Genomic DNA, 5,923 nt, shown 5'->3' with positions numbered 1-5,923 from the left:
TACATCAAAATAAATAAAATAAATGCCTGACTTTCTGTGCTGAGGAAAGTCAGGCATTTTCTATAGAGTTGAAAGTTCATAAAGTACATAAGAAAAATTTGTCCATAAAAACCACCGGCGTAAACAAAAATAGAGATGGGCGATGTGAAGTACGCCCATCTCTTTATATCACTATTTCTGTAAGTGAGGAAGTTTTACTTTTAAATAGTTCATACTGATTTCTAAACTTTCAAGAGGACTGATGCGACTTTCATCCTGCTCGACGATCCACCAATCTATATTGGAGGTATCTCCATGGTTCAAGATCTGGTTTACATCAACTCCACCGGTACCGAGCTCGGCAAAGAATTGTTCCTCATCCTTGGTCATGTCCTTCAGGTGGACCAATGGTGTTCGTTCTTGATAACGTTTCAGCCAGCTTAAAGGATCTTGTCCTGCTTTTTGAAGCCAGTAGACATCAAATTCAGCATGGACATTCTCGGAGCTCGTATCTTCTAGTAGAGTCTCCAGAGCCGTTCTTCCATCAGCCAAACGCTCTAACTCAAAATCATGATTGTGGTAACATAACGTGATTCCTTCTTTACGGCATTCTTCTCCGATGTTTTCCAGATCTTGAACGAGTGCTTTATAGTCTTCTTCTGTGCGTTCGGTTATGTAAGGGCATACCACATAACGGCTTCCTATTGTTTTTTGTTCCTCTATAACCCTAGGAAGGTTATGTTTTAGTTCTTCTAAAGGAACATGGCTTGAAGCGGCTTTCAGTCCCAACTGGTCTAATAGTTCTCTTACCTTTTCTGCTGACAATCCTCCAAAACCTGCGAATTCAACACCATCAAATCCTAGTTTAGCTACTTTCTCCAGTGTCCCTGCAAAGTCTTCTGCACTTTCATTTCGTAATGTGTACATTTGTACAGCTACTGGAATAGATGTCATTCTGTCATCCCCTTTTCCGCAATTTGTTCCATTATATATCAAACCTGTACTTTTATCGCTTTTAACTTGTTGAAAAATCAGAATTTCAATCTAAAACAGCAAAAGTAGAGGCTTTGACAGGTTTGAAAATTCTTTTTTACCAATAGGACTTCATTTCGAATCCCTATTATATTTTCTATAAGAAGAAAGGGGGATGGTATGACTAATTTTCAGCGTGTGTTGAAGGAAATCAATGAGGCGGTAGCGGTTTGTTGGCATTGCCGGGTAGAATTGTCCGAAAGCGAGGTGTTGATATTGAAACGCGATGGCACCATTCAGGTGGATCTTTGCCATGACTGTTATGAATTTGTTCACCTAGAAAATGAGAGGTGAACAAAAGAAAACGTCATCCGTTAATCATCATGGATGCGGATGACGATTTCTTCTTCAGCTTGTTTAGTGATTTTGATGGCAAGGACACCATTTTGAAGGGAGGTATGGATATTATCAGTGGTAAAATGAAAAGGCAAAGTTATGACACGTTTGAATTTCCCTTTCAAGCGTTCGCTATGGATCAGTTCTGTTTCAGGAATCGAGTATGGATAAGCAAGTTCCCCTTTGATGGTGAGCTGCGTACCTTGTTGGGACAGGTGAACATGATCTTTTGAAGTGAATCCGGGTAAATCAATAAGGATGACGCCTTCATTACTTGTTTCGAAATAATCATAAGCAGGTCCTCTTTTAGGAATGACATGCTGCATCTCATTCCAGAAATCCTCACCTAGAAATTTTTCTGCATTCTCTGATAAAGCATCCCAGTTTAAAGCTGCTTTTTTCTTCATTCGATTCACCTCTTTCTACTCATTTTATGTATAAGGCAAGTCCTACATGTGGAGGAGACACAGATCTATTCATCTTTTCCTGAAAAATAATTGAGAAATTATTATTGTACTTGCTATAGAAGGATGTTAGTATTTACATAACTTAAGCATAATAGATTTTTATGCAAACGCATTCATAGTTTATTGGATTGGTATTAGGGTTGCTTTCCATAGGAAAAGCATATTTTTTTATAGCTTTTTGAAATCGATTTCAAAGACTTTTAGCAGCAACAGTCATTACTATTTCAATGTTAAAGGAGAATGAAAATGAACGTATTGGTTTGGAATGAAAATCGTCATGAACAGGAAAATCAAGTCGTAAGAGATGTATATCCAGAAGGGATTCACGGGGCAATCGCGAATTTTCTAAGTGAAGACCATGAGAACGTTAAGACGGCAACCCTTGATGAAGAGGAACATGGGCTGACGGATGAAGTGTTAGCTGACACCGACGTTCTCGTATGGTGGGGACACATGGCTCATGAAGAGGTTAAAGAGGAAGTAGCTGAAAAAGTGAAGCAGCGGGTGCTCGAGGGGATGGGGCTTGTTGTTTTACACTCCGCTCACTTTTCTAAAATCTTCAAGAAACTAATGGGAACCACTTGCGACTTAAAATGGCGTGAAGCTGATGAAAAGGAACGCCTATGGGTTGTAGACCCAAGCCATCCGATTACCGAAGGCATTGGAGAGTACATCGAGATAGAGAAAGAAGAGATGTATGGAGAGCACTTTGATATCCCGACCCCGGAAGAATTGATTTTCCTTAGCTGGTTTGAAGGTGGAGAAGTATTCAGAAGTGGAGCTACTTTCCGTCGAGGGCAAGGAAAGATTTTTTACTTCCGCCCTGGTCATGAAACGTATCCGACGTACTACAACAAAGACGTACAAACCGTGATCCGTAATGGTGTGAAATGGGTAAACAATACTCAAACGCCTACACCTGTGTATGGAAATGCTAAACCTTTAGAGTCTATTACTACTAAATAATAAGGAGTTGTTCTATGATGACAAAATTAAAAATTGCAATCATTGGCTGCGGAAGCATCGCTCAACACCGTCACCTTTTAGAGTATAAAGCGAACGAAGGGGTTGAAATCACAGCCGTTTGCGACATCGTTAAGGAACGAGTCGAGGCTGTTGCCCAGCTGTATGCTGCAAAAGCCTATACAGATTATAAGGAGCTGCTGGAAGCAGAGAACGTTGACGCTGTCAGTGTCTGCCTTCCTAACTATCTGCATGCCCCCGTTTCTATTGATGCTCTTCAGGCAGGCTGTCATGTACTATGTGAAAAACCGATGGCTACTTCAAGAGAGGAAGCCGAGCAAATGATTCGAGCGGCTGAAGCAAATGGGAAAAAACTTATGATTGCTCATAACCAGCGTTTTGTCCCTGCCCATGTGAAAGCGAAAGAATTAATAGAGTCAGGGGACATCGGAAAAGTGTACAGCTTCCGTACTGCGTTTGGTCATGGCGGACCAGAAGGCTGGAGCGCAGATGGTGAAGACAGCTGGTTCTTTAAGAAAGACCAAGCGTTCATCGGTGCCATGGGGGACCTTGGAGTACATAAGGCCGACTTACTTCGATATATTCTTGGGCAAGAGTTTGCCGATGTAGCAGGGTTTGTAGAAAATAATGCAAAAGAAAACATTACGGTGGATGATAACGCCGTTTGTATTCTTCGTACAGCTAACGGAATTGTCGGAACGATGGCAGCAAGCTGGGCTTATAATTCGAGCGAAGATAATTCAACTGTGATCTATGGTGAGAAAGGGACATTGCGCTTAGAAGATGATCCGGTCTATTCTCTTATCGCTCAATATACTAATGGAGACGTCGTCAACTATGAACTAGGGAAAATTCAGTCCAATGATGATGGGGGGCAAAGTGATTCTCACGTTATTGATCACTTTGTAGACTGTATTTTAAACGATAAGCAGCCTTTGATAGATGGAGAAGAAGGTCTGAAGTCTTTAGAGGTTATCCTCGGTGCGATTCAATCAGGGGAAACACGTAAAATAAGCAGTTTAGAAGGCGTCACCAAATGACTCGTTTGAAAATGGGAGTAATTGGAGTTGGGGGAATTGCTCAAGACCGGCATATTCCTTCCTTCAAGCTCCTGGAAGATACAGTGGAATTAGTAGCTGTTCAAGATGTGAATCAAGAACGGGCTCATGAAGTAGCGAAGAAATTTGAGATTCCCCATGCTTTTGGTGAATATGAAGATTTGTTTAAGCAGGTGGACGCGGTTACCATTTGTACCCCGAATAAATTTCATTCAAGTATCGCTGTTGCTGCTCTGGATGCTGGCTGTCATGTGCTGTGTGAAAAACCAATGGCGATCACGTCGAATGAATGTCAGGACATGATTGATGCTGCTGAACGAAATGAACGATTGTTATCGATCGCTTATCATTTTCGCTATACTCCAGAAGCCCAGTTAGCGAAAAAAGCTATGGAAAATCAGGAAATTGGTGATCCTCTTGTCACGAGAGTTCAAGCGATGCGCCGCCGGAAAGTTCCTGGGTGGGGTGTTTTTACAAACAAAGACTTGCAGGGCGGAGGGAGCTTGATTGACTTTGGCTGCCACCTCCTTGATCTGTCCCTCTGGCTGCTGGATGATCCTGAACCTGTAGAAGTGATGGGGAAAGCTTATAACCGGCTAAGTAAAACTCCTGGGCAAGTGAACGATTGGGGAGCTTTTGATCATGAAACGTTTAATGTAGACGATCATGTCACGAGCTACATAACCTTCTCCAACGGCTTGTCGATGCAGTTTGAATGTTCATGGGCTGCGAACATTAAAGAGGATTATACGGCCTTGAGTATTTCAGGTGTGGATGGCGGTTTGAGTGTTTACCCTTTTGAGCTGTATCAAGCTAAATACGGGGCTCTGTGGGACAGCTCGGCCAAAATTAGAGAAGGTGAACCAGACCCTGGTTATGTACAAGCAAAGAATTTTGCTGACAGCTGCTTAGGTAAGGACGAATTGATTGTTCAACCAGAGCAAGCGATGAAAGTGACACAGTTAATGGAAGCCATTTATAAAAGCAGTGAAACAGGAAAAAGTGTGACATTAACGAAATAGAATGGAGGAACATGATATGAAACTTGGCGTATTTGCCGTCCTATTTTCTGATAAATCCTTTGAAGAGATGTTGGATCATGTAAAAGAATCCGGCCTGAAAGCTGTTGAAATTGGTACAGGCGGTTATCCGGGTAATGCTCACTGCAACCTTGATGAATTACTTGAAAGTGAAGACAAGCGAAAAGAGTATATGGACAAAGTCCATTCCAGAGGACTTACGATCAGTGCATTCAGCTGCCATGGAAATCCGATTTCCCCAGATGAAGACTTTGCAAAAGAATCTCATGATGCTTTTGTCAAAACGGTTAAACTAGCTAGTCTATTAGATGTGCCTGTCGTCAATACGTTCTCTGGTACTCCTGGAGGTTTTGAAGGAGATAAGGCTCCAAACTGGCCTGTAACTCCGTGGCCACCGGAATATTCGGAAACACTCGATTGGCAGTGGAATGAAAAACTGATTCCTTACTGGAAAGAACAAGGGGAATTTGCTCAGGCTCACGGTGTAAAAGTCGGTTTGGAATTACATGCAGGCTTCCTCGTGCACACCCCTTATACGATGCTGAAGCTTCGTGAAGCAACAAATGAAGCCATCGGGGCCAACCTTGATCCGAGTCATCTCTGGTGGCAGGGAATCGATCCAGTAGCTGCGATTAAAATACTGGGCAATGAGAATGCTATCCACCATTTCCATGCAAAGGACACATACATTGATCAAGAAAACGTCAACATGTATGGTCTGACAGACATGCAGCCTTACGGAAATGTGAAAACTCGTGCATGGACCTTCCGTTCTGTCGGCTATGGACATGGAACGAAAGAATGGTCAAATATTATTAGTGCTCTTCGAACGTACGGCTATGACCATGTCGTCAGTATCGAACATGAAGATCCGATTATGTCGATTAATGAAGGTTTCAACCAGGCCGTTAAAAATCTAAAAGCGGTATTGATTGAAGAACCAGCCACTGAGATGTGGTGGGCATAAAGACCTGATACTATCAAAAGACCTAAGACTCCCCAGTCTTAGGTCTTTTTTTATTTTCTT

At 42.2% G+C, this 5,923-nt stretch carries 7 protein-coding genes; 5 read left to right on the top strand and 2 right to left on the bottom strand.

Features of this window, described 5'->3' with window-relative positions; translation table 11 throughout:
* Window positions 1-171: 171 nt before the first annotated feature.
* Window positions 172-933 carry a sugar phosphate isomerase/epimerase gene (locus tag LD39_RS07620; RefSeq protein ID WP_035544765.1) on the bottom strand — a complete coding sequence of 254 codons (762 nt, stop codon included), beginning with the start codon at window positions 931-933 and terminating at the stop codon, window positions 172-174.
* A 198-nt stretch (window positions 934-1,131) separates the two neighbouring features.
* On the opposite strand from LD39_RS07620, the gene LD39_RS22560 reads away from it, so the two are divergent.
* Complete coding sequence (locus LD39_RS22560; protein WP_156112588.1) at window positions 1,132-1,305, top strand: hypothetical protein; 174 nt, start codon at window positions 1,132-1,134, stop codon at window positions 1,303-1,305.
* A gap of 20 nt (window positions 1,306-1,325) precedes the next feature.
* On the opposite strand, the gene LD39_RS07615 is transcribed toward LD39_RS22560, so the two are convergent.
* Window positions 1,326-1,754 carry an Hsp20/alpha crystallin family protein gene (locus tag LD39_RS07615; protein ID WP_035544762.1) on the bottom strand — a complete coding sequence of 143 codons (429 nt, stop codon included), beginning with the start codon at window positions 1,752-1,754 and terminating at the stop codon, window positions 1,326-1,328.
* 306 nt (window positions 1,755-2,060) lie between these two features.
* On the opposite strand from LD39_RS07615, the gene LD39_RS07610 reads away from it, so the two are divergent.
* The 4 genes from LD39_RS07610 to LD39_RS07595 are packed head-to-tail and all read left to right on the top strand — an operon-like array spanning window position 2,061 to window position 5,863.
* The gene (locus LD39_RS07610; RefSeq protein WP_035544760.1) at window positions 2,061-2,780 is read left to right on the top strand and encodes a ThuA domain-containing protein; all 720 of its coding nucleotides are present in this window, start codon (window positions 2,061-2,063) and stop codon (window positions 2,778-2,780) included.
* Window positions 2,781-2,797: 17 nt separating this feature from the next.
* A complete protein-coding gene (locus LD39_RS07605; RefSeq protein WP_035544767.1) occupies window positions 2,798-3,838 on the top strand; it encodes a Gfo/Idh/MocA family protein in 1,041 nt (346 codons plus the stop codon).
* Window positions 3,835-4,878, top strand: a complete 1,044-nt coding sequence (locus LD39_RS07600) for a Gfo/Idh/MocA family protein (protein WP_035544758.1) — start codon at window positions 3,835-3,837, stop codon at window positions 4,876-4,878. The genes LD39_RS07605 and LD39_RS07600 overlap by 4 nt, the downstream gene beginning before the upstream one ends.
* A gap of 16 nt (window positions 4,879-4,894) precedes the next feature.
* Window positions 4,895-5,863 carry a sugar phosphate isomerase/epimerase gene (locus tag LD39_RS07595; protein ID WP_035544755.1) on the top strand — a complete coding sequence of 323 codons (969 nt, stop codon included), beginning with the start codon at window positions 4,895-4,897 and terminating at the stop codon, window positions 5,861-5,863.
* Window positions 5,864-5,923: the final 60 nt, after the last annotated feature.

This window comes from Halobacillus sp. BBL2006 (assembly GCF_000786645.1).
In the GTDB taxonomy this organism is placed as follows: domain Bacteria; phylum Bacillota; class Bacilli; order Bacillales; family Halobacillaceae; genus Halobacillus.
Note: the sequence above shows the minus strand (reverse complement) of the source record. Positions and strands in the feature narration are given on the sequence as shown.

Coding starts and splice junctions, on each gene's coding strand:
- LD39_RS07620 (WP_035544765.1), bottom strand. CDS start 933: ATGACATCTATTCCAGTAGCTGTACAAATGTACACATTACGAAATGAA.
- LD39_RS22560 (WP_156112588.1), top strand. CDS start 1,132: ATGACTAATTTTCAGCGTGTGTTGAAGGAAATCAATGAGGCGGTAGCG.
- LD39_RS07615 (WP_035544762.1), bottom strand. CDS start 1,754: ATGAAGAAAAAAGCAGCTTTAAACTGGGATGCTTTATCAGAGAATGCA.
- LD39_RS07610 (WP_035544760.1), top strand. CDS start 2,061: ATGAACGTATTGGTTTGGAATGAAAATCGTCATGAACAGGAAAATCAA.
- LD39_RS07605 (WP_035544767.1), top strand. CDS start 2,798: ATGACAAAATTAAAAATTGCAATCATTGGCTGCGGAAGCATCGCTCAA.
- LD39_RS07600 (WP_035544758.1), top strand. CDS start 3,835: ATGACTCGTTTGAAAATGGGAGTAATTGGAGTTGGGGGAATTGCTCAA.
- LD39_RS07595 (WP_035544755.1), top strand. CDS start 4,895: ATGAAACTTGGCGTATTTGCCGTCCTATTTTCTGATAAATCCTTTGAA.